Raw genomic sequence first — 22,401 nt, 5'->3', positions numbered from 1 at the left:
CTAGAGAGGAGTTTGAGATTGAATGAATTGCAAGTCACCCTAGATTACCAGAAAGGGTGCATTGTTCATGATATAGAGATATCTGTTCCTTATTATTTTATAGCAACAAGGGGCAAAGAAGCTGATATTTACTCTTTAGAACATCTATTTCAAATCACACTGGGGAGGAGGGTTGCAGAGTGTGATTTAGAGTATTTATCAGGTAAGTATCGTTCAATAGTAAAGGTATATCTGAACAGTGTTTTGCGAGAATTGAGTCAGATAAGTCAGCACTGGAAGTGTTCAATGGTGACTATGAATATTCAATCAAGTATCTTGAGACAAAGAATGGCTGAAATATGTGGTTTTGATAGGCGGTACACCTATTTAAAGCTAGCAAACAAGGAGATATAAATGCGAGCGAAACTTACGTATGAATTAAGAGAACTTCAAGAGCGCTATTCCCACATGGGAGAAATGGTCAGACTTCAGTTATCGAGGCTGTTATTGTCTATGGATGACTATGATGAATTAGCTATCAAGTCAATTATTGAGGATGATAGTAGTTTGAATAGCTATGAGAGAAAACTGACAGAAAAAGCTGTTGAAGTCATTGCTCTTCAAAATCCAGTATCTGTTGATTTACGTCATACTATTATTATTCTAAAAGCGTGTTCAGATTTAGAGCGTGTTGGTGACCACATTGTTGGCATTGCTTGTTCTCTATTACGATTAAAAGGGGAGAAACTATCAGGTGAACTTCACCAGAATTTGATAGACCTTCTACTAGCGATACAAGAAAAACTTGAGTCTGTCTTTTCTTTATTTGTAAATGGTAACATGGCATTGGCGCTACATAGATTAGAAGAGTGGGAGACAGCACCAGAGGCTACTTTTCTGGAATCCTGGATTTTAGAGCAGATAACAAACGATGTCAATCAGTTGATGATTGGTCGAGAATATCTTAATATGCTACTGCATATTACTAAAATTGAGGATTTTGCTAAGAATCTACTTAAATGGGTAGTGTATAAAAAAACAGGAAGACTGGTAGGTTAAGGAGTAAGAATGAATAAATGCATTACAACTTTTGTTGATAAACTAATAGGTGATGGTTATTATGACGAGTTAGATCGCATATATCTTATCAACAGATTGTTACATTTGGTGGGAGAAGGATTATCAGAAGAAATAGAAATTGGCAATACACTCATTGAGTTAAAAGACAATTTGGTTGAAGTGGCTGTGAAAAATGGTAAGATTGGAGCTTTGGAGGAAGAAAAAGAGTGTCTTGGTGCGGAGATTATGAATTTTATAACTCCTCTACCAAGTCAGTTTAACCAAGTGTTTTGGACTTTTTATAAGGAAAGACCAGAAAAAGCCTTGACATATTTTCATGAATTGAGTAAGGACAATGACTACATTAAAGTAAAAGCCGTGGCTAAAAATATCTATTACCAAACTCAGACGGAATACGGAGATTTAGAGATTACGATTAACCTTTCAAAACCCGAAAAAGACCCAAAGAGCATCTTAGCAGCAAGGCAGCAGAAATCGTCAAATTATCCCAAATGTCTTCTGTGTATGGAAAACGAGGGATATCAAGGACGCATCAACCATCCAGCAAGAGCCAATCATCGTATCATTCGGCTAGATTTAGGGAAGGAGAAATGGGGGTTACAGTATTCTCCATATGCTTATTTTAATGAACATTGCATCTTTCTTTCTCAGGAACATGTACCAATGGCTGTTACAACAAAGACTTTTGAACAATTACTTGAAATTGTTGATATTTTCCCAGATTATTTTGTGGGAAGTAATGCAGGCTTACCCATAGTAGGTGGTTCGATTCTTAGCCATAATCATTATCAGGGAGGACGTCATCAGTTTCCAATGGAAGTTGCTGATGTTGATAGGACATTTACACTAGTTGGCTATGATGATATTTGGGCAGGAACCTTAAATTGGCCGATGTCAGTCATTCGTCTTAGAGGTGAACATAAAGATAGACTGATTCAAGCTGCAAGTCATGTTTTAAGGTGTTGGGAGAATTATTCAGATCGTTCGGCAGATATTCTAGCAGCTACAGGAGATGTTCCCCATCATACCGTAACACCAATTGCTCGACGCCGTGAGGGTCAATTTGAACTGGATTTAGTTCTTCGTGATAATCAAACCTCAGAAGAATTTCCAGATGGTATTTATCATCCGCACCCAGATGTTCAGCATATTAAAAAAGAGAATATCGGTTTGATTGAGGTGATGGGACTTGCCGTTTTGCCACCACGTTTAAAGCGTGAATTAGAAGAGGTTGAACAGTTCTTACTGGGAAATAAGGCTCAAGTAAAGGAATACCATAAACCTTGGGCGATGAGACTATTAGAGGAAAATCCCAAGTGTGACAAGATGTCTGTTAGAGAAATTGTTAGAACATCAGTAGGTCAGATTTTCAAGCGTGTCTTAGAAGATGCAGGTGTCTATAAACACACAGTGGAAGGTCAAGCAGCCTTTCAACGGTTTATTGTCTCTTTAGGAATAAAATAGTAGGAGAAATGAGATGTCAGTATTAGTAACAGGTGGTACAGGCTATATTGGTAGCCATACAGTTGTTGAATTATTGCAAAAAGAGGAAGAGGTAGTCATTGTCGACAATCTCTCGAATTCCAGTATTCTAGTATTAGATAGGATTGAACAAATAACAGGAAAACGTCCCACTTTTTATGAGTTAGATGTCACTGATAAAGACGCTCTAAGAGTGGTCCTTGAAAAAGAGGCTGTTGACTCTGTTATTCATTTTGCAGGTTATAAGGCAGTTGGAGAATCTGTCGAAAAACCAATTATGTATTATGAAAACAATATAATGTCTACGCTTTCGTTGGTTACAGTGATGGCAGAAAAGGGCATCAAAAATCTTGTGTTTAGCTCTAGTGCGACAGTCTATGGTCTAACTAATCTATCACCCTTAGTTGAGACGATGCCGACAAGTGCTACCAATCCTTACGGATACACGAAAGTAATGCTGGAGCAAATACTGCGGGATATTGTAAGTGCAGATCCTAGTTGGAGTATAGCATTGTTGCGTTATTTTAATCCAATAGGTGCGCATCGCTCTGGTCTAATAGGAGAGGATCCTTCTGGTATTCCTAATAACCTCATGCCATTTATTGCACAAGTGGCGGTTGGAAAGCGTCCTCAGCTAAGTGTATTTGGTTCAGATTATGATACTGTTGATGGCACTGGTGTACGTGATTACATTCATGTGGTCGATTTAGCTATAGGTCATATTAGAGCATTGGAATATCTTGTAGATAAAAATGGCGTTTATACCTATAATTTAGGTTCTGGTAGAGGGACGAGTGTACTAGAGCTTATCAAAACTTTTGAAAAAGAGACAGGGGTCGCCATACCTTACCAATTGGTTGAGCGTCGACCTGGTGATATAGCTATCTGTTATGCAAATGCAGATAAGGCTTTAAGAGAGTTAAATTGGCAAACAGAGCGTAGCATAGCAGATATGTGTAGAGATACATGGAATTGGCAGTTTAGCAATCCCAATGGTTATGAAGGATAATGAAATGATACGACATTGATGTTTAGATGGAAAAGGGCTTCTATCTTGTGTAGCGTTATCAGAAAGATTGAAATAATTGGATTAGTGTTCAATATCGTTCTAAAATATGGTAAAATAATCACTGAAAGCATTTGCAAAAAGTTGGAAATAAGATGCAGGAGTGATGGATGACGATAAAGAAAAAAAATTATACGATTTATGATATTGCAAAAATATCTGGCTATTCCCCTAAAACTGTTTCAAGAGTAATCAACAAGGAGGAAAGTGTTCGGGCAACTACTCGTGAGAAGATTGAGCAAGTGATTGCACAGTTAGCTTATTCTCCGAATGCGTATGCTAAAAATCTGTCTAGGAAAGCTACGACTAATATCCTAATTTCAGTCAAAAAGAAAGATGCCTTTCCGTTGATATGGTTTCAGACTCTATTGGATAAACTGTTATTGACCTGTAAAGAATTAGGAGTTAATGCGATTGTTGAATACTTTGATGAAAATGACTCAATTACAAATTCTATTATCTTTAGCTCTGGTAGCCTTGTGGATGGTGTTATTGTCTTTTATGAAAGTGAAAATGACTCACGCATTGGCTTTCTAAAGAAAAAGGCTATTCCCTTTATTGTGTTTGGAAAAGGGAGGAATGAGGATGTTGTCTACGTCTCTAATGATGATTTTTTAGCTTTATATCAGTTATTTTCTGAGTTAGACAAAGCTGGGTACCGAAACGTTTGGATGCTGATGGGAGGAGAGAGCTCTGTCAACTTAGAGCGTGCTAGGGGTGCTGAAACCTATATTCAAGAGAAAAATGAGCAAATGTCTGTTGAGATAGTGTATGGTTTGTTGACGATTGAAGCGATTTACGACTATTCATTTCAACATCTCATCAATGGAAATTATCCAGATGTTATCTTTGTGTCGGGAGATGAAAAGGTTCAGGGACTCATTCGAGCCTGCTATGAGAAAGGGATAGGCATACCACAGGATATTGCAGTTGTTGGATATGATAACATCCCTATTTCTCAATATTACACACCTGCTCTGACGACGATTTCCCCAAATTATGTAGAGCTATCTAGTCAGTTATTAAAATCTCTGTTAAAACTGATTGATGAAGAGGACGTAAGCTCTGTAGAGATTGGAACGAGTCTTATAAAAAGGCAATCAACCGAGATTTGAGGAGGTCATCATGTTTCAAGATGCAACGAGTATGGCGCAAGCGGTGCGCAAGAAAGATGTTTCAGCACTAGAATTAGTGGAGGATAGCATCGCCCGTATTGAACGCGATAATCCAAAGTTTAATGCGGTTGTCAGCAAGCAGTATGAAGAGGCTAGAAAAAAGGCGCAAAACTTGGTGGATAAGGGGCAACCCTTCCTTGGTGTGCCTTTTTTGCTCAAAGATTTGGGGCAGAATCAAGCTGGACAACTGTCTACCTCAGGCTCTAGGCTCTTTGCTCATTATCGCGCCCAGCAGACAGATTATCTGGTCAAGATTTTTGAAAGTCTAGGCTTCATTATTCTTGGTCGAACCAATACACCAGAATTTGGTTTTAAAAACATCAGCGACTCAAGCCTGCACGGGCCAGTTAATCTGCCGCTTGATCCAAGTCGCAATGCTGGCGGTTCAAGCGGTGGAGCTGCAGCCGCAGTTGCCTCTGGCATGGTTCCAGTAGCCGCAGCCAGTGATGGAGGTGGCTCCATCCGTATTCCAGCTTCTTTCAACAGCCTGATTGGCCTTAAGACCAGTCGTGGCCGCATTCCTGTTGGACCAGATTCCTACCGCGGTTGGCAGGGAGCTTCGGTCAATTTCGCCCTGACCAAGTCCGTCCGTGACACCCAGACCCTGCTCTATCACACGCAGCGTTATCAGCTAGAAAGCCCCTTTCCTCTGGCACCTTTGAGTCATTCGGAGATTTTTTCGGAAAAATGGGCAAAGCCCCTCAAGATTGGAGTCTTAACGGCGTCGCCGATCGGAACTCCCGTATCTGAGACAGCCAGCAGAGCAGTGAATCAGGCAGCTCACTTCTTGGCCGATCAAGGCCATGACATCACCCCACTCCAGGACCAGCCTGTCGATGGGGTTGCGGCTATGCAGGCCTACTATCTCATGAACAGCGTCGAGACAGCAGCTATGTTTGATGGCATCGAGGCTAGCCTAGGAAGAATCATGACCCCTGAGGATATGGAGCTGATGACTTGGGCGATTTATCAGGCTGGACAGACCATCCCTGCCAAGCTTTATAGCAAAACACTTAATGACTGGGATCAATTGTCAGCTCAGATGGCTAAATTCCATGAAACCTACGATATCCTTCTCACGCCGACAGTGGCTGACGTTGCCCCAAAGCATGGTCAGTTTGACCTGACGGCTCAAGTAAAGGAGCGGCTACTTCATATCGACCAGATCAGCATGCAGGAGCAGCAAGAGTTGATATGGGAGATGTTTGCGGATAGCTTAGCCTGGACCCCCTTTACACAGCAAGCCAATTTAACAGGACAGCCCGCCATTTCCCTGCCGACTTATCGACGCGCTGACGGGTTGCCGCTGGGAATTCAATTAACAGCAGCCAAAGGTCGTGAGGATCTCCTGCTCCATTTGGCCATGGATTTTGAAGATGCAGGAAAACTCATCTAGCAAAGGTTCTGTTTGTGAAATTTGGAACGATTTTTTGGAAATTATATCCCTTGAAACCCCTTTTATATCAATGAAATTCACGAATTGTTGCTTTTTAAATAACTTTGTGAAATTTCCAAGCAAATGAATTGAAAATAGGTTTTCAATATGCTATATTGAAAACAGTTGGAAGCTGCTCCGAGCAGTTGGGCGTGCTCCAACAATAAAAAATTTAGGGGGGTTCTTTTCATGAAAAAGAAATCGTTGACGTTACTAGCAGCTTTTGGTGCTGCAGTATTAGTTGGTTGTGTAAACACTCGTTCAATGACTGGAAGCGCAAGCAAAGATGCTACCGTGTGGGAGCAAGTCCAAGAAGCGGGTGTCTTGAAGATTGCAACACCAGGAACACTCTATCCAACAAGCTACTACAACGATGATAAAGAATTGATCGGATACGAGATCGATATGATGAACGAGATTGCTAAGCGTTTGGATGTCAAGGCTGAGTTTGTCGAAGTTGGTGTGGCGGAAGCCTTCACATCTGTAGACAGCGGCAAAGTTGACGTTGCGGTTAACAATTTTGATACAACACCTGAGCGTCTTGAAAAGTACAATTTCTCAGAGCCATACAAGTATTCTGTTGGTGGTATGATTGTGCGTGAAGATGACACTTCTGGCCTCAAGGCCAACGACCTTAGCGACTGGACTGGCAAAAAGGCTGGTGGCGGTGCAGGTACTCAGTACATGAAAATCGCTGAAAAACAAGGGGCAGAGCCAGTAATTTATGACAATGTGACCAACGATGTCTACCTGCGCGATGTGTCAACAGGTCGTACAGACTTCGTGCCTAACGACTACTTTACTCAGGCAATCGCAGTCAAATTGATCACTGAAAAATTCCCAGACATCAAAGTGAAGATGGGAGATGTCAAATATAACCCAACAGAGCAAGGGATTGTCATGAGCAAGACTGATGACAGCCTGAAGGCTCAGCTGGACGAAGCCATCAAAACGATGAAGGCTGATGGAACCTTAAAAGCAATCTCTGAAAAATATTATGCCGGTCAAGACTTGACTGCCCCACTCGAAAATGTTGATGATATTCCAGTGATTGATGTTTCTGATGTCAAATAAGGACATGCAGCAGGACGAGTCTGGGACAAAAGTAATCCCAGATTCGCTTATTTTTCTAATTTCCTTGCAAGACGCAGTGGTTGAGAGTAAGACTTGTTGGCTATGCCAACTTAGTCTTACCCCTGCACAGGTCATTAGGCGCTTTAGTGCCAATGAGCCACTGCTGAGTGGGCTCTAATACATTGATAAATCAACTTTTAGAACCCTACTCAGCGGTTCGCTGTCTCCAATCGTTTGCTGACTAACTGAACACGGCCTAAAAAGCTAGATGTCAGGGGATACTGTCTTAATTACCTTATCGTCGTAGACGTCTGGTTTTTCTTCGATTTCATCTGTGAAAAACCTAGTCGTCCTGACGGGGGTGCGTCAACGAAATCAAAGATTTCTGACTTACCGCCATTTTTCTACGCTTTTCCTAACGGCCTTTGTATCTTGTAGTTCGCAACTCTTGGACAGCTATCGCATAGGTGGAACATCTGGGAGTGGGACAAAAATTGGTAAGCCAGGGGCTTCAATTTTGTCGTCCCACCCCCGCAAGGCTGATTAGGCTTGTCAAAACCTACTAAGGAGGTGAATGAGAAGCCAATCAGCTACTGCGATTAGAGTTTAATACTGGAAAGGGCAAGACGAAGATTCTTTTCGGTTTGAGCCAGTGTTGCCACCGTAACTGTGCGGAGGTGGGGTAGTCTTATCCAGTGGATGATTTCTACCTGAGCCTTGAAATAAGAGAGCGAAGAAAATCGAATTTCTACGAAATTTCCGATTTTTTATACGTAATCTTCAAAGATTACATGTTTTGGGGGTGAGGGCGAAGCCATCATGGTGGTCTGTCCCACTCTCATGATTTCTCAGTAACAGCAGATTTTCGCAGTGGCTGGGAGCCAGACGACGTCATGTGATGGCAAGATTGGCTTCTAACCGCTGCGAAATCATCTTTTCTTGATTGGTATAGGAGAATTGAATGATAAAATGGGAAGCTATTTTTAATCTTCCTCTGGCACTGGAAGCCTTACCTGTTATTTTAGAGGGGCTACCTTATACGCTTGCTCTTTCTTTGGTAGGCTTTGGCTTGGGGACAGTGGCTGGTTTTTTCGTAGCCTTGATGAAGATGTCACACCTGTTGCCCTTGCGTTGGGTGATGACTTTCCACATTTCTCTCATGCGGGGAACGCCTCTCATGGTTCTTTTGTTCCTCATTTACTTTGGCTTGCCCTTTGTTGGTTTGCAACTGGATGCCATCACAGCATCGATTGTCGGCTTTACCATGATGTCGAGTGCCTATATCGCTGAGATTATCCGCTCGTCGCTATCAGCAGTTGACAAGGGACAGTGGGAGGCTGCGCGTGCTCTGGGGATTAAAACCTCAACTATCTATCGTAAGATTATCATCCCCCAAGCCTTTCGGGTCGCCGTTCCTCCTCTTAGCAATGTTCTGCTTGATATGGTTAAAAGTACATCCTTAACAGCTATGATTACTGTGCCTGAGATTTTTAATAAGGCTAAGATTGTCGGTGGAGCTAAGTCAGATTACATGACGGTTTATATACTGGTTGCACTAGTCTACTGGGTTATTTGTAGTCTCTATGCCATCGCTCAGGACAGACTTGAAAAGTGTCTAGCGACTTATGGCTAAGTCATGTATCCGATTTCAAAAAAAGACACTGAAAAAACACTTTAAATCTTGCCAATTCCTCCAAATTTGGATAAGGTAGAATTAGAACCTGTATTCACAAAGGGAAATTTCTCAGATTAGCTCTTATTTTAGAAAAAATTTAACGATAAGTGGCTCAAAATAAGGGCTGAGATGAGAACTATACCTGTGAACACAGGTTCTAAGACCAAAATTGTAATCGCTTTATTATGGTTAATAATATCAAGATAGCGGGCGATTTCTATCATTCAAATGGGACAAGCGAGGGCCGTATGCTAATCAGGAAGTTTAAGGATCATCTAGACATTCATTGGGAAAAGGATTGCATGCTCTTGCTGGGCATTGTCACCTTTCTTTATGCTATGCTGATGCCAGACAGTAAAGATGTCATTACTAACTATCAGAAATTATTACTGCATCAGACGTACTTGATCCACGATTTTTTTGAAGTTGCTGGTATTTCAGCAACCTTTGTCAATGTCGCTCTTCATTTCCTTGTTGCTTACTACCTTAATGTCCGTAATAATCTGACGCATTTAACGGGTTTTCAATTGGCAGCTACGGGAATTTTTATAGGCCATTCTTTTTTTGGAACGCATCTTTTAAATATTGTTCCCATCATTGCAGGAGTTGTGCTATACGCTCATTGGGCAGGCCACTCGTTTAAATTATACACTTCTCAAAGTCTCTTTGCTACCTCAACAGCGCCGTTGGTGTCCTACCTTCTTTTTTCAAATGGTGTGAGCCTTCAATCAATTCTGCTAGCGCTTGGCGTTGGTCTTCTTCTAGGTTTTATAACGCCGCCATTGGCAGAAGCTTTTCTTAAATTTCACCAAGGCTATACTTTGTACAATACTGGCTTTACAACAGGCATCATTGTCATGATCGTTTATGCTTGCTTGAGGTATTTTGGTTATGAGGTTGATGACATATCTATGATTAGTCGCCATGCCCATTGGTATATTTTGGTGTATATCGGGGTGATGAGCTTAAGCTTTATCGTTCTCTCGTTACTAGGTGCGGATCTTTCAGAAATACGTCAAAAGTTTGCCAAGTTAGATAAGCGTGTCGGACGGTTGCCAGATGATTTTGTGATGAAATATGGTCGACGAACCACGTTTTTGAACATGGGCTTGATGGGGATTACCTACCTCCTTTTCGTGATAACGTTGGGAATGCCGCTCAATGGTCCTATTGCGGGTGGACTGGTTTCGATTATAGGATTTTCAGCATTTGGGAAGCATCTTCGTAACACATTGCCAGTTGCTGTTGGTGTTATTTTGGCAGGGTATTTTTCTTTAGGTCGCTTGGATGATTTAACGGTCATTCTACCCCTCCTTTTCGGGACTGCTTTAGCGCCCATTGCTGGATATTATGGTATAATAATGGGGATGTTGGCAGGTTTTCTGCAATTTAATCTGACGCAGAGTGTGATTAAGCTTCATCTTGGCCTCAGCCTGTATAATAACGGTTTTTCAACTGGTTTTGTAGCAGCCTTTATGGTGCCTGTGCTTGAGAGTATTAAGGATCAATGGTCTGCTAAAAATAAAAGAAGTGAGATTAAGAAATGATTACAGAAAAAAGCAAAGCTACTCGGATTATGAAAGAGCTTATTGGCTATTTTTTGGAACACGGTTACTACCAATTTGATGTATCCTTTAACTTAGACGAGGATAAATTTGATTTATCTATTTCAACAGTATCGGAGGACATGCCGACACATTTTGATCATTTGATGGCGGATTTGAGTTTAGAACGCGAAGTTGAAATCGATGAATATTACAATGCCTTGCTAGGCGGTCATGGCACAGATCATGATTACACCCTGCTGGGAAAAGCGGTAGATGAGTCTTCTATTAATCTGGAAGACGGCGTTTTAACTCTCAAAGTCAGGCGCTATGTGAGATAGCTTGCGGGTAGTGCCCATGGCAGTAGTATAAAACTGGAGAGTAGGGAAATGGAGAGCGTCATGAGCTGGCGATTTCGGTTTCCCTGCTCTTTTTTTGCTATCTAGAAATAAATCTGATCAATTAAAATAAAATTGCATTATTCTTGATTCAATCGATGATAGTTTAAGGATTTTTCAGGTATTCATGAGAATTTTCAGTTTATTTCTTGACAAGGGAGTGTTTTTTTCGTGTTTACCCTGTTTTTTTTGTGTCTTTTTGAAAAAATACGCACAAATAATGGTATACTAGAGCTAAAGATGGCTTGAAAGCGCCTACCAATAATTAATTTTTAGAAAAGGTGGTCTTAATGAAGCAAATTCGTTTTACGGAGACAGTTCTTCGAGATGCGCATCAAAGTTTGATGGCGACACGGTTAAGAACGGATGAGATGTTACCAATCATGGCAGAGCTAGACAGAGCGGGCTACAATGCACTTGAGTGCTGGGGAGGTGCAACCTTTGATGCTTCTGTCAGGTATTTGAATGAAGATCCGTGGGAGCGTTTGAGACAATTTAAGAAACAAGCACCGAACACACCTCTTCAAATGTTGCTTCGTGGTCAAAACCTTTTGGGGTATCGTCATTATGCAGATGATATTGTTGAAAAGTTTATTGAAGCAGCTGTCAAAAACGGCATGGACATCTTCCGAATCTTCGATGCCTTAAACGATGTTCGAAACCTTGAAGCAAGCGTTAAAGCCGTTAAAAAATATGGCAAACATGCCCAAGTGACGATCTGCTACACGACAAGTCCTGTCCATACGATTCCTTACTATCAAAAGTTAACAAAAGAATTGGTCTCTCTTGGTGCAGATTCGCTTTGTATCAAGGATATGGCAGGGATTTTGACGCCGGCCGCAGTTAGAGAATTGATTCCAGCTCTGAAAGAAGTGACGGATCTTCCTATCGAAATCCATACTCATGCAACGAGTGGTACGGCTGAGATGACTTACTTATCAGCTGTTGAAGTTGGAGCTGATATCATTGATACAGCTATATCGCCTTTAGCAGGGGGAACTAGTCAGCCAGCGACAGAAAGCTTAGCTGTTGTTCTCAAGGAATTAGGCTATGATACTGGTCTAGACGATCAGGCGCTGATTGCTATTAGTGATTATTTCAAACCGATTAAAGCCAAGTACATCGAAGAGGGGATTTTAGCGCCTAAGATTATGGGCATTGAGCCACAGACCCTTCTCTATCAAGTGCCGGGTGGGATGCTCTCAAACCTTTATGCGCAACTCAAACAAGCTAATGCAGAGCATCTTTATGATGACGTATTGAAAGAAGTGCCAAAAGTTCGTGAAGACTTAGGATACCCACCGTTGGTAACGCCAATGAGTCAGATGGTCGGCACGCAGGCGGTCTTTAATGTCTTGACTGGTCAGCGCTATAAGATGATTCCAAATGAAATCAAGGACTATGTTCGTGGGAAATACGGTCAGTCACCAGCTCCGATCAGTGATGAGATCAAACAGACGATCATCGGAGACGAAGAAGTGATTACAGTAAGGCCAGCAGACCTGCTAGAGCCTGAATTTGATCATATGAAAGCTGAGCTAGAAGGTTTAGCACAATCTGACGAAGACGTCTTGATCTGCGCGATGTTCCCTCAACTGGGCAAGGAATTTTTAGAGAAAAAATACAACCCAGAGTCTGAAGTGGCTAGTGCGCCATCAGAAGGCCCAATTCGTATCGAAGCAATCATGTAAAGGAGGCAAGACTTGGAAAACATTACTATAGTAGAGGCTCTTGGACTTTCAGTAGTCGCAATCACTGTTGTTATGATCGTACTTGCTGGCTTGATGTTTATCGTTGAAGGTTTCAAATATATTGGCGGAGACAAGCCGAGCGACCAAGTTCAAACACTGTCTCAGCCCAAAGGAGTTCCTGCAGGGACTGCCTTGGTTGAAGATGAAGAAAGTAAAATGGTTGCCGTTCTAACGGCTTTAATCAGGGCTAACGAAGATCAACAAGATAAGAAATACCGAATCTGTTCTATAAAACGCATTAAATAAGGAGTTCAAACAAATGAAAAATTACCATATCACTGTCAATGGCAAAACCTATGATGTCACTGTCGAAGAAGTATCCGCAAGTGATTTCCAAGCACAACCAGCAGCTGAACCAGCAACCTCGGGAGCAACTGCAGCGCCAGCATCAGCTGGAACACCAGTCAATGCTCCTATGCCAGGAACCATTATCGCTGTCAATGTGACTGCAGGAGAAGCTGTTAAATCAGGTCAAGTGCTTTGCATTTTAGAAGCAATGAAGATGGAAAATGAAATTGTGGCGCCAGAAGATGGAACAGTGAGTGAAGTCCTTGTCACTAAAGGCGCACAAGTAGAAGCAGGTGCTGTCTTAGTCACATTGTAAAGGGAGGTATAAACTCTTATGTTTGATGCACTTATTGATATGCTCAGGTCATCGGGGCTTTTCGCTTTAGATCTTCCTGCGGTGATTGTTATCGGTCTGGCCTGTCTCTTTCTTTATCTTGCGATTGCTAAAGGCTATGAGCCGTATTTGTTGATTCCGATTGCATTTGGGATGCTCTTGGTGAATCTTCCCTTAGGCGGTCTTATGGATCCACCTGTTGATGGTTCTGGTGGTGGTCTCATTTATTACCTATACCAAGGGGTTGATAAGGGGATTTATCCTCCGCTGATCTTCCTTTGTTTGGGTGCGACAACAGACTTTGGTCCCTTGATTTCCAACCCTAAGACCTTGCTTCTTGGTGGTGCAGCTCAGGTTGGGATTTTTGTAGCCCTTCTTGGGTCAATCATGCTGGGTATGACGGGTCCAGAAGCTGCCTCTGTCGGGATTATCGGTGGGGCAGATGGTCCGACAGCGATTTACACGTCTAGTCAGCTGGCTCCGCATTTGCTTTCAACCATCGCACTAGCAGCCTATTCATACATGGCTTTGGTGCCAATCATTCAACCGCCTATCATCAGAGCGTTGACAACACCAGAGCAACGCAAGGTTAAGATGCAGCAATTGCGCCCAGTGTCTAAGAAGGAAAAGATTCTCTTTCCAATTATTGTTACCATCTTTACCGTTTTGTTATTGCCGTCATCTGCACCGCTTATCGGGATGTTGATGCTTGGGAATCTGATTAAGGAATCTGGTCAAGTGCCAAAGATTACTGAGACATTGTCAAACTCCCTCATGTACATCATCACCATTCTTCTCGGTGTCAGTGTCGGTGCGAAGGCAAAAGCAGAGGTTCTTCTCTCACCAGATACGCTTAAAATTATTCTCTTGGGGCTCATTGCCTTTGCGGCAGGAACAGCAGCAGGGGTCTTGATGGGACGTCTCATGTATCATTTGACTAAAGGGAAAATCAATCCGATGATCGGTGCTGCTGGGGTGTCAGCTGTGCCGATGGCAGCACGTGTGGTACAAGGGGTTGGTGTCGAAGAGGACCCGTCCAATTTCTTGCTCATGCATGCCATGGGACCTAACGTTGCTGGCGTTATTGGTTCTGCCGTTGCAGCAGGCGTGTTATTACAATACTTCGGGTAAATCGTTTAATGAATCGTTAGTTCACATCAGAAAGGACAATTATAATGAGTTTTGAAATTAAACAAGCAGGGCTCGCAGGAACTGTGGAATCCTCAGATATCCAAGTTCTAATCGAACCAAGTTCTACTCAAGGAATTGAGTTGAGTCTGGAAAGCTCTGTTGAAAAGCAATTCGGCCGTCAAATTCGCAAGGTTATTTTAGAAACGGTTCAAAATCTTGGTATTACATCAGCCAAGATTGAAGCTGTTGACAAGGGGGCTTTGGACTGTACCGTCAAAGCCCGCGTGATTGCAGCCGCACACCGCGCTAGCGATACTGTTGGCAACATTAACTGGGAGGAGATTGAAGCATGGAACGTTTAAGAAGAACAATGATGTTTGTCCCAGCGAGCAATGCTGCGATGCTTCGAGATGCTAATCTCTACGGTGCTGATTCGATCATGTTTGACTTGGAAGACTCAGTGTCATTAAAAGAAAAAGATACGTCTCGTTTCCTTGTTTATCAAGCAGTAAAAACGTTTGATTTTGGCAATACTGAAACCATCGTTCGGATCAATGACCTCTCAGCTGGTGGGCGTGATGATATTGAGGCTATGGTTCGTGCAGGTATTGACTGTATCCGCCTGCCGAAGACAGAAACGGCTCAAGACGTGCTAGATGTAGCTGAGGTTATCACAGAAGTTGAAGAAAAAATCGGTCGCCCAGTCGGATCAACCAAGATGTTCTGTGCTATTGAAGGCCCAACAGGTGTCTTCAATGCCTTAGCAATCGCAACTGCTAGCGAGCGTGTCGTTGGGATCGCTCTTGGTGCGGAGGACTATGTGACCTCTATGAAGACCAAGCGCTACCCAGACCGCAACGGAGAAGAGCTCTTCTTTGCCCGCTCGATGATTGTTCATGCTGCCCGTGCTGCTGGTATTGCAGCGGTTGATACGGTCTTTTCAGATGTCAATGATATGGACAACTTCCGCCGTGAAGTAGAGCGCATCAAGCAACTTGGATTTGATGGAAAATCGGTCATCAATCCGCGTCAAATTCCAGTGGTTAACGATGTCTTTGCACCAACTGAAAAAGAAATTGACCAAGCGCGCAATGTCATGTTTGCCATTGCAGAAGCAGAAAGCAAAGGTTCTGGCGTTATTTCCCTCAATGGTAAAATGATTGACAAACCGATTGTTGAGCGTGCAGAACGTGTCTTGGCTCTTGCTAAGGCTGCTGGCTTGATTGAAGAAGAGGAGGCTTAAGATGGTTGTAAACAAATTAGGACGCGAGATTCCTCAAGAATATGCTGATCAGTTTGGCGTTTTCCAAGGAGAGCTTGAAAACATCAAAGAGTATCAAGAGTCAAGCCGTCAGGTAAAACCAGCTAAACCAGGTGATGAAAAGTTGGTATCTTCCCTGCGTGAAGCGATTGAGAAAACGGGCTTGAAAGATGGCATGACCATTTCTTTCCATCACCATTTCCGTGAAGGTGATTATGTCATGAACATGGTGATGGATGAGATTGCTAAGATGGGCTTCAAAAACCTGTCTATTGCTCCAAGTTCCATCGCCAATGTCCATGAACCGTTAATTGAGCATATTAAAAATGGCGTTGTTACCAATATCACCTCAAGTGGCTTGCGTGATAAACTAGGCGCAGCGATTTCAGAAGGAATCATGGAAAATCCAGTAGTTATCCGTTCCCACGGTGGTCGTGCGCGTGCTATTGCGCGTGGAGATGTTCATATTGATGTGGCTTTTCTCGGTGCTCCAAGTTCAGATGCTTACGGTAATGCTAACGGTACCAAAGGTAAGGCAACCTGTGGGTCGCTTGGCTATGCTATGGTTGATGCCAAGTATGCTGATCAAGTCGTTATCATTACAGATACCTTGGTGCCTTATCCAAACACACCGATTAGTATTCCACAGACAGATGTTGACTATGTTGTTGTCGTTGATGAAATCGGAGATCCTAAAGGGATTGCTAAGGGGGCAACTCGCTTCACCAAGAATCCTAAGGAACTTTTGATTGCGGAATACGCAGCAAAAGTGATTACCAACTCACCTTACTACAAGGAAGGTTTCTCTTTCCAAACGGGTACAGGTGGTGCCTCTCTAGCTGTTACACGCTTTATTCGCGAAGCCATGCTTAAGGATGGCATTACAGCAAGCTTTGCCCTCGGCGGGATTACAAACGCTATGGTGGAACTCTTAGAAGAAGGCTTAGTTGAGAAAATTATCGATGTCCAAGACTTTGATCACCCATCAGCATTATCACTGGATCGCAATGCTGGTAAACACTATGAAATTGATGCCAACATGTATGCTTCACCACTTAGCAAGGGCTCTATGGTGAACCGTTTGGATACTTGTATCCTATCAGCGCTTGAAGTTGACACAGACTTTAATGTCAATGTTATGACGGGCTCTGACGGGGTTATCCGCGGTGCATCTGGCGGTCACTGTGACACAGCTTTTGCTTCTAAGATGAGCTTGGTTATTTCGCCACTTGTTCGTGGTCGCATTCCGACCTTTGTGGAGAAAGTTAATACCGTTATCACACCAGGTACTAGTGTCGATGTCGTCGTGACTGAAATTGGTATTGCTATCAACCCTAATCGCCCTGACTTAGTAGAACACTTCAAGAACTTGAAAGTGCCACAATTCACCATCAAAGAATTGCAAGAAAAAGCCTATGCAATTGTTGGGCAGCCAGACCCAATCGAATACGGAGACAAGGTCGTTGCCTTGATTGAATACCGTGATGGGACGCTGATTGATACTGTTAAAAACGTAAAATAATTTTTTTAAAAAAGGGAGGAGAATTTCATGAAGAACGTGAAATTTCTAGGTTTACCGCCTGCGCTCATCGCAGGATTAATTGCCATCTGTTTGGCAGCTATGTACACGGGTGCTTTGTCTGAAGATCTGGCTGGCGCCTTTGCCATCATGCTTTCGATCGGTGTTATCTTTAACGAAATTGGGAAACGCATCCCAATTTGGAACACCTACATCGGTGGTGGGTTAGTCTTAGCATTCTTGGGAAGTTCAGCTTTGGTTTATTTCAAGGCGATCCCAGAAAAATATGTGACCCTGATGAACTGGGCGACAGAAGATGTTAACTTTTTGACTTTCTTCATCGTCATCCTAATTACTGGTTCAATCCTAGGCCTTGAGCGCAAGTTGTTGCTTCGCTCCATGGCTGGTTACATCCCAGCTATCCTCGGTGGTGTTGCAGGTGCGGGCCTAATTGGTGCAATCTTTGGCTTGATGTTTGGGATTAGCCCAGCAGACGTTATGATTAAATACGTATTGCCAATCATGGGCGGTGGTAACGGTGCAGGCGCTGTGCCATTAAGCCAAATCTATGAAAAAACAACTGGTGAACCAGCTGCGACTTACTACAGTTTTGCGATTACAATCTTGACTATCGCTAATATCTTTGCCATCATTACAGCTGGTATCTTAAATGGTATCGGTAAGAAACAACCTCAATTAACCGGTGATGGTAAGACGCTCATGAGAAAGAGCGATGAAATCGAAGTTCAAAAAGAAGATGTGAAATTGTCTATGATTGACTACGGTGGGGCACTCCTTCTTGCGCTTTCCTTCTACGCTTTGGGTCGTCTCTTTAGCGAAGTCTTGTTGCCGTCAGTCTTTGGTGTTCAAATCCACACTTTTGCTTACATGATCATCTTTGTGGTAATTGCCAATGCAACTGGTATTATCCCAACTTATGTGCGCAAAGCAGCCACAGTCCTTCAAAGTTTCTTTACCAAGAACATGATTTTGATCATCATGGTAGGTGTTGGTATTGATACTGACCTTGGTGAATTAGCAGCAGCTATCACATTCTCAAATGTGGTTATGGCCTTTGTTATCGTTGTCGGTGCTATCCTTGGATCTGCCGTGGTTGGTTACCTCGTAGGTTTCTACCCAATCGATTCTGCGGTTACAGCTGGTCTTTGTATGGCTAACCGTGGTGGTTCGGGCGACTTGGCCGTACTTGGTGCTGCTGAGCGTATGGACTTGATCTCTTATGCCCAATTATCATCTCGTCTTGGTGGTGGTTTGGTACTGGTTATCGCAAGTATTATCTTCGGTATGTTCCTATAAAAAATAAGACAACGGGAAGGTGGGACAGGTTTGCTCTCACCTTCTTTTTCGTTATAGTATTTGGACAAATGACAGGAGAGGTTATGTTTCAAACAGGAGAAGAAGTCACACTTCATGAAGTTTTAGATGCACGGGAATATCGTGTACGATTACAGACAGAACTGCTAGAGAAATTTCCAGAATGTACGCTGATTAACTATAAGTGTAACATCCCTGGGCCAATCAAGAATAATGATGCGATTAAGAAGCTCTTTCAGCACGGTTTAGATGAGGTGACCAGAGCTGTGATGATGGCAGACTTGGATGTCGCTCACCAGAAAATCATTAATAGTAGAGCTGGTATTGAAGCGTTCATGCTTGTTAATGAGGAGGCAAAGCGCGTTAAGGAATTGATGATTGAGGTGGAGCAGGCCTCAGCTATTGGACGCTTGTATGATATTGATGTCATTTACAGGAATGATGATGAAAAAGTCGGACTGGAGCAATCAGCTCTACAAAGTCTTTCGCGGACAGAACTTGGTTTTCCAGAGCGTCACTGTCTCATCTGTGATCAATCCGCTAAAGCCTGCGGCCGTAATCGGACACATTCTGTAGCCGAAATGCAAGAACGGATCACCCAAATGGCTAAAGATGACCATATCATTTGAGTGTTTTGCGTGGAGCATATAGTAAAAGAAGAGGGTGGTACAAACAACCGTGGTGACTGGTTGTTGCACTCTCTTCTTTTGTCTTTTAATAATGAATGACATTTTTCTCGGCTTGGATACGGTCAATAATGGGTTGTGCTTCTGGTTTTTGAAAGAAAGCCAAGGTTGTTTCAGGAACCAAGTTAGTCAAGGTATCAAACTGGCCATCTTTGATCAGTTGACGAACGGTAGAAGCACTGATAGCTTTGTCGTTTTCTGTCTTTCTAGGAATCACGACAAAGTCAATACCGGCTTGAGGTAGAAGCTCTGACATGACCTGATTGTAGAGATTAGTTACAAAACTTTGCGGTTCTTCTCCGACATAGCGTTTGGTAATGCCAAGTGCTTTAGCAATTTGAGTGAAAATACTCAAGTCGATTGCTGCTTGGCTTCGAATGACCGCTTCGCTGTCTTTCTGGAAATAGCTAGGGAAGGTAGCTTGGCTGATCATGTAGGACTCTGTGTCATGGTAAATGATGTTATCCAGATGAGCGGTGCCAGCCATGACCAATTGCTTACGAACGGTAAAAGGAACCAGACTGCTATCTTCGCTGACGATAAAAAGATGGAGCAGATCGTTTTCTTTAGCAGCTTTTTCTACTAAGTAGAGATGGCCAAGCGTGAAAGGATTGGCATTCATGACGAGGGCAGCAATTGTTTTTGCAGAGGTTTTAGGCTTTTTCAGACGATTGAGATAGGTTTGGAAACCATTTTTTTTATTTTCGAGAAAAACAATGTTGTTGCCTCTGGCGATTTCATAAAAGCCGAGATCAGCAAAGAAAGGGGAGGATTCGGGCTTGGTATAGAGAAAGAGGTGAGTGTTGCCCTGCTCAAATTGGTAGGAGGTTAGATGCGTGATGACCGTGTTCATCAGACCTTCGCCCTGATAGTTGCTGTCCACTGCTAAACAGCGCAGCGTATTGCCATAGCAAGAGCCTGTAGCGACCAACTCGTAAGCATCGTTAAAAATACCACAAGTATAATCAAGATTGCCATCCTTTTGGATACCTTCTTGTTCAAGTAATTGGCTGACCTTAGCCTGACCTCTCTTGTCAGACGGGTAAATAGTTGAAACGGTCCAAGACATCAAAATTCCTCCGTAAAAAATCGAAAAGTTCTCACAAAAACCCTTCTAACTGCATGAAGAAGTAACCGAGTGCTAGCAGATCAGCAGTCCCGCCTGGGCTGAGGTGACGCTCAATGAGCAGTTGGTCATAGTCTCTCAGCCATTGGTAGAAGTCCTGAGAAGATAAATTTCTCGTAAGAACAATCTGGCACTCAGTCTGGATCTGCTGCCAGACTTCGATGCCACCGCGATGGATGAGATTGCCGTCTTCAATCTGGCTCATCAAGAGAATCATTGCCCTTAGGAAAGCTTCTTCAGTTGAGTAGAGTTTGAGATTTTTTCTCAAGGCAGGTAGTAAGAGCTTTCTCACGCTTTTATAACCAGAAACTGCTTCACCGCGAATTCCCATCAGTCCATGGTCGACATAAAGCTTTTCCCCATAAGAAAGCTGACGTTTGCCAGCGATAGCGTCAAAATCAGCCATGACGCTGACGTAGCACATATCTGCAGTTGAGGTTAAAACGGCCTCGCTATTCTCAGCTGTCAATACATCAAGCTGAGGGTGATGCTTGAGAAAATAGCCTAGGGCAGCAAGGATAAGAGCAAAAGAAAAATTCGCACCCTTATGTGTATTGGTGCCTTTCGTTGCTGTAAACATGGCTTTTTCAGCTTCAATGCCAATGGTGCGTGCCTTATCAAAGAGGAGAGGAAGGGAGCCGTCATGCTTTAGACCAGCTTCGAAGTAAGCCTTAAAAAATGGCAGCAAACTCATGCTGCTATCAAGGAAGAGGTTAAAGTCCATATCATGGTGAGAACCGTTGTTATAACGGTCCACCAGGCCAGGTTTAGGACTGAGGCTCACTTCATAAAGTAACCCTTTAGCAGCCATGGGCACGATAGTCTCTAAGGTCAACTTAGCCAATATTTCTGCGCTCCATCTCTTCAATAATAAAGCGGAGAGAGAAATCCAAATGCTGATTGGTAATCCTCTGGATAGTTCCCTCGTCTTTTTCTTTCATCGCTTCGTAAAGTCCCCAGTGTTCCTGAAGAGCAATGTGGCGGCGCTTATGAGAGCGAATAGAGACATCTCGGAAGTAAACCAAGTATTCTCGTAGGGTCTCAACAATATTTTGCATACGAGGCATTTGGCTCTTCTCATAAATAAAATTGTTAAAATCGGTAAAATTTTGCAAAAGCGCATCAATTTCATTAGCAGCATCTAGTCGGTTACCCTCTTCAAGCAAAAGGCGTAGTGCTTCAAAATCGTCGGCAGACATCAACTGAGCAGCCCTGATAGTAGCAAGACCATCAAGAGCTTTACGAATGTCAAAGATTTCATAAGCATCTGCCAGACTGATGCCACGCACCACGACACCAACCTTAGGCGTATGCTCCACCAAGCCCTCCTTAGCCAATTCTTGCAAAGCATAGCGGATCGGCGTCCTGCTAATGTTTAAAAGCTCAGCATACTCTTTTTCGTTGATGCGCTCACCTGCAGGAATCTCACGAAGGATAATGGTCTTGCGAAAGGCATCGTAGATGCTTTCTTTGAGTGTTTTTTGCGGACTTTGTTGAAAATTTTTCCTGACAATATCGATATAAGGATTCATAAAATTCCCTTTCTCATATCTATTTATTACTCCGTTTTGATAATACTATTATACAATAAACTACCTTAGAATAGTAGCCTCATTTTGTTTTTGCAGCTGCTATCTTTTCAAAATATTAAGTCAGTTCAGGTCAGTTTCTAGGAGAATTTTCTGAAAAGACTCCGTTTAATGATTGAAAAATCCTAGCATTCGTGGTATAATCTAGAGTTGTAAGGGTTATCAGAGATAATTCTAAATTTGTAAAACATAAAAGGAGAAACCAAAATGGCTTCAAAAGATTTCCACGTAGTGGCAGAAACAGGTATCCACGCTCGTCCAGCAACCTTGTTGGTTCAAACTGCTAGCAAATTCTCATCAGACATCACTCTTGATTACAAAGGTAAGTCTGTAAACTTGAAATCAATCATGGGCGTAATGAGCCTTGGTGTTGGTCAAGGAGCTGACGTGACTATCTCTGCTGAAGGTGCTGATGCTGACGAAGCGCTTGCTGCTATCACTGAAACTATGGAAAAAGAAGGATTGGCGTAAGA

The 22,401-nt window shown here is 42.8% G+C and carries 23 protein-coding genes; 20 read left to right on the top strand and 3 right to left on the bottom strand.

Features of this window, described 5'->3' with window-relative positions; all coding sequences use genetic code 11:
• Positions 1-18 precede the first annotated feature (18 nt).
• The 19 genes from A3I5_RS0109540 (at position 19) to citX (ending at position 19,156) form a co-directional block, all read left to right on the top strand.
• Positions 19-393 (top strand): hypothetical protein, encoded by a 375-nt coding sequence (locus A3I5_RS0109540; protein WP_018374379.1) that lies wholly within the window; start codon positions 19-21, stop codon positions 391-393.
• Entirely contained in the window at positions 394-1,038 is a 645-nt protein-coding gene (locus A3I5_RS0109535) for a PhoU domain-containing protein (RefSeq protein WP_018374378.1), read from the top strand. It begins immediately after the preceding gene.
• Between the two features lie 9 nt (positions 1,039-1,047).
• Positions 1,048-2,523, top strand: a complete 1,476-nt coding sequence (gene galT, locus A3I5_RS0109530; protein WP_018374377.1) for a UDP-glucose--hexose-1-phosphate uridylyltransferase — start codon at positions 1,048-1,050, stop codon at positions 2,521-2,523.
• A gap of 13 nt (positions 2,524-2,536) precedes the next feature.
• On the top strand, positions 2,537-3,550 hold the full coding sequence (galE, locus tag A3I5_RS0109525; RefSeq protein ID WP_018374376.1) for a UDP-glucose 4-epimerase GalE: 1,014 nt from the start codon (positions 2,537-2,539) through the stop codon (positions 3,548-3,550).
• Between the two features lie 167 nt (positions 3,551-3,717).
• Positions 3,718-4,722: a LacI family DNA-binding transcriptional regulator gene (locus tag A3I5_RS0109520; protein ID WP_018374375.1), complete on the top strand. Its 1,005-nt coding sequence runs from the start codon at positions 3,718-3,720 to the stop codon at positions 4,720-4,722.
• Between the two features lie 7 nt (positions 4,723-4,729).
• Positions 4,730-6,178, top strand: a complete 1,449-nt coding sequence (locus A3I5_RS0109515; protein WP_026217027.1) for an amidase — start codon at positions 4,730-4,732, stop codon at positions 6,176-6,178.
• A gap of 228 nt (positions 6,179-6,406) precedes the next feature.
• Positions 6,407-7,291: a transporter substrate-binding domain-containing protein gene (locus tag A3I5_RS0109510; RefSeq protein ID WP_018374373.1), complete on the top strand. Its 885-nt coding sequence runs from the start codon at positions 6,407-6,409 to the stop codon at positions 7,289-7,291.
• A gap of 961 nt (positions 7,292-8,252) precedes the next feature.
• Entirely contained in the window at positions 8,253-8,924 is a 672-nt protein-coding gene (locus tag A3I5_RS0109505; protein WP_018374372.1) for an amino acid ABC transporter permease, read from the top strand.
• A gap of 227 nt (positions 8,925-9,151) precedes the next feature.
• A complete protein-coding gene (locus A3I5_RS0109500) occupies positions 9,152-10,513 on the top strand; it encodes a DUF1576 domain-containing protein (protein ID WP_231869657.1) in 1,362 nt (453 codons plus the stop codon).
• Positions 10,510-10,851: a hypothetical protein gene (locus tag A3I5_RS0109495; protein ID WP_018374370.1), complete on the top strand. Its 342-nt coding sequence runs from the start codon at positions 10,510-10,512 to the stop codon at positions 10,849-10,851. The genes A3I5_RS0109500 and A3I5_RS0109495 overlap by 4 nt, the downstream gene beginning before the upstream one ends.
• Before the next feature lie 347 nt (positions 10,852-11,198).
• Positions 11,199-12,599, top strand: coding sequence for an oxaloacetate decarboxylase subunit alpha (locus A3I5_RS0109490; protein ID WP_018374369.1), 1,401 nt, complete (start codon positions 11,199-11,201; stop codon positions 12,597-12,599).
• Positions 12,600-12,611: 12 nt separating this feature from the next.
• Positions 12,612-12,905 carry an OadG family protein gene (locus A3I5_RS12135; RefSeq protein WP_018374368.1) on the top strand — a complete coding sequence of 98 codons (294 nt, stop codon included), beginning with the start codon at positions 12,612-12,614 and terminating at the stop codon, positions 12,903-12,905.
• A 13-nt stretch (positions 12,906-12,918) separates the two neighbouring features.
• Entirely contained in the window at positions 12,919-13,263 is a 345-nt protein-coding gene (locus A3I5_RS0109480) for a biotin/lipoyl-containing protein (RefSeq protein ID WP_018374367.1), read from the top strand.
• A gap of 18 nt (positions 13,264-13,281) precedes the next feature.
• The gene (locus A3I5_RS0109475) at positions 13,282-14,412 is read left to right on the top strand and encodes a sodium ion-translocating decarboxylase subunit beta (RefSeq protein WP_018374366.1); all 1,131 of its coding nucleotides are present in this window, start codon (positions 13,282-13,284) and stop codon (positions 14,410-14,412) included.
• Positions 14,413-14,456: 44 nt separating this feature from the next.
• Entirely contained in the window at positions 14,457-14,774 is a 318-nt protein-coding gene (gene citD / locus A3I5_RS0109470; protein WP_018374365.1) for a citrate lyase acyl carrier protein, read from the top strand.
• Positions 14,762-15,655 carry a citrate (pro-3S)-lyase subunit beta gene (gene citE / locus A3I5_RS0109465; RefSeq protein ID WP_018374364.1) on the top strand — a complete coding sequence of 298 codons (894 nt, stop codon included), beginning with the start codon at positions 14,762-14,764 and terminating at the stop codon, positions 15,653-15,655. The genes citD and citE overlap by 13 nt, the downstream gene beginning before the upstream one ends.
• A gap of 1 nt (position 15,656) precedes the next feature.
• Positions 15,657-17,195 (top strand): citrate lyase subunit alpha, encoded by a 1,539-nt coding sequence (citF, locus tag A3I5_RS0109460; protein ID WP_018374363.1) that lies wholly within the window; start codon positions 15,657-15,659, stop codon positions 17,193-17,195.
• 27 nt (positions 17,196-17,222) lie between these two features.
• On the top strand, positions 17,223-18,509 hold the full coding sequence (locus tag A3I5_RS0109455; protein WP_018374362.1) for a 2-hydroxycarboxylate transporter family protein: 1,287 nt from the start codon (positions 17,223-17,225) through the stop codon (positions 18,507-18,509).
• Positions 18,510-18,592: 83 nt separating this feature from the next.
• Positions 18,593-19,156 (top strand): citrate lyase holo-[acyl-carrier protein] synthase, encoded by a 564-nt coding sequence (citX, locus tag A3I5_RS0109450; protein WP_018374361.1) that lies wholly within the window; start codon positions 18,593-18,595, stop codon positions 19,154-19,156.
• An 85-nt stretch (positions 19,157-19,241) separates the two neighbouring features.
• Here the strand turns inward: citX and citC are convergent, their stop codons facing one another.
• Genes citC through A3I5_RS0109435 form a run of 3 tightly spaced genes read right to left on the bottom strand, consistent with a single transcriptional unit; the run spans position 19,242 to position 21,871 of the window.
• Complete coding sequence (citC, locus tag A3I5_RS0109445; RefSeq protein ID WP_408640778.1) at positions 19,242-20,288, bottom strand: [citrate (pro-3S)-lyase] ligase; 1,047 nt, start codon at positions 20,286-20,288, stop codon at positions 19,242-19,244.
• Positions 20,289-20,313: 25 nt separating this feature from the next.
• Complete coding sequence (citG, locus tag A3I5_RS0109440; RefSeq protein WP_018374359.1) at positions 20,314-21,183, bottom strand: triphosphoribosyl-dephospho-CoA synthase CitG; 870 nt, start codon at positions 21,181-21,183, stop codon at positions 20,314-20,316.
• A complete protein-coding gene (locus A3I5_RS0109435) occupies positions 21,176-21,871 on the bottom strand; it encodes a GntR family transcriptional regulator (protein ID WP_018374358.1) in 696 nt (231 codons plus the stop codon). Before A3I5_RS0109435 ends, citG begins: the two co-directional genes overlap by 8 nt.
• Positions 21,872-22,135: 264 nt before the next feature.
• On the opposite strand from A3I5_RS0109435, the gene A3I5_RS0109430 reads away from it, so the two are divergent.
• The gene (locus tag A3I5_RS0109430; RefSeq protein WP_018374357.1) at positions 22,136-22,399 is read left to right on the top strand and encodes a phosphocarrier protein HPr; all 264 of its coding nucleotides are present in this window, start codon (positions 22,136-22,138) and stop codon (positions 22,397-22,399) included.
• Positions 22,400-22,401: the final 2 nt, after the last annotated feature.

The sequence above is a fragment of the Streptococcus merionis DSM 19192 genome, assembly GCF_000380085.1.
In the GTDB taxonomy this organism is placed as follows: domain Bacteria; phylum Bacillota; class Bacilli; order Lactobacillales; family Streptococcaceae; genus Streptococcus; species Streptococcus merionis.
The sequence above is the reverse complement of the archived record's forward strand: the minus strand, read 5'-3'. Positions and strand labels throughout refer to the sequence as shown.

Bases quoted from the DNA above. Each gene is read 5' to 3' on its own strand.
- A3I5_RS0109480 (WP_018374367.1), top strand. From the start codon at position 12,919: ATGAAAAATTACCATATCACTGTCAATGGCAAAACCTATGATGTCACT.
- A3I5_RS0109535 (WP_018374378.1), top strand. From the start codon at position 394: ATGCGAGCGAAACTTACGTATGAATTAAGAGAACTTCAAGAGCGCTAT.
- A3I5_RS0109455 (WP_018374362.1), top strand. From the start codon at position 17,223: ATGAAGAACGTGAAATTTCTAGGTTTACCGCCTGCGCTCATCGCAGGA.
- A3I5_RS0109490 (WP_018374369.1), top strand. From the start codon at position 11,199: ATGAAGCAAATTCGTTTTACGGAGACAGTTCTTCGAGATGCGCATCAA.
- citE (WP_018374364.1), top strand. From the start codon at position 14,762: ATGGAACGTTTAAGAAGAACAATGATGTTTGTCCCAGCGAGCAATGCT.
- A3I5_RS0109510 (WP_018374373.1), top strand. From the start codon at position 6,407: ATGAAAAAGAAATCGTTGACGTTACTAGCAGCTTTTGGTGCTGCAGTA.
- A3I5_RS0109505 (WP_018374372.1), top strand. From the start codon at position 8,253: ATGATAAAATGGGAAGCTATTTTTAATCTTCCTCTGGCACTGGAAGCC.
- A3I5_RS0109475 (WP_018374366.1), top strand. From the start codon at position 13,282: ATGTTTGATGCACTTATTGATATGCTCAGGTCATCGGGGCTTTTCGCT.
- citX (WP_018374361.1), top strand. From the start codon at position 18,593: ATGTTTCAAACAGGAGAAGAAGTCACACTTCATGAAGTTTTAGATGCA.
- galE (WP_018374376.1), top strand. From the start codon at position 2,537: ATGTCAGTATTAGTAACAGGTGGTACAGGCTATATTGGTAGCCATACA.
- citF (WP_018374363.1), top strand. From the start codon at position 15,657: ATGGTTGTAAACAAATTAGGACGCGAGATTCCTCAAGAATATGCTGAT.
- citD (WP_018374365.1), top strand. From the start codon at position 14,457: ATGAGTTTTGAAATTAAACAAGCAGGGCTCGCAGGAACTGTGGAATCC.
- A3I5_RS0109500 (WP_231869657.1), top strand. From the start codon at position 9,152: ATGGTTAATAATATCAAGATAGCGGGCGATTTCTATCATTCAAATGGG.
- A3I5_RS0109435 (WP_018374358.1), bottom strand. From the start codon at position 21,871: ATGAATCCTTATATCGATATTGTCAGGAAAAATTTTCAACAAAGTCCG.
- galT (WP_018374377.1), top strand. From the start codon at position 1,048: ATGAATAAATGCATTACAACTTTTGTTGATAAACTAATAGGTGATGGT.
- A3I5_RS0109495 (WP_018374370.1), top strand. From the start codon at position 10,510: ATGATTACAGAAAAAAGCAAAGCTACTCGGATTATGAAAGAGCTTATT.
- A3I5_RS0109430 (WP_018374357.1), top strand. From the start codon at position 22,136: ATGGCTTCAAAAGATTTCCACGTAGTGGCAGAAACAGGTATCCACGCT.
- A3I5_RS0109520 (WP_018374375.1), top strand. From the start codon at position 3,718: ATGACGATAAAGAAAAAAAATTATACGATTTATGATATTGCAAAAATA.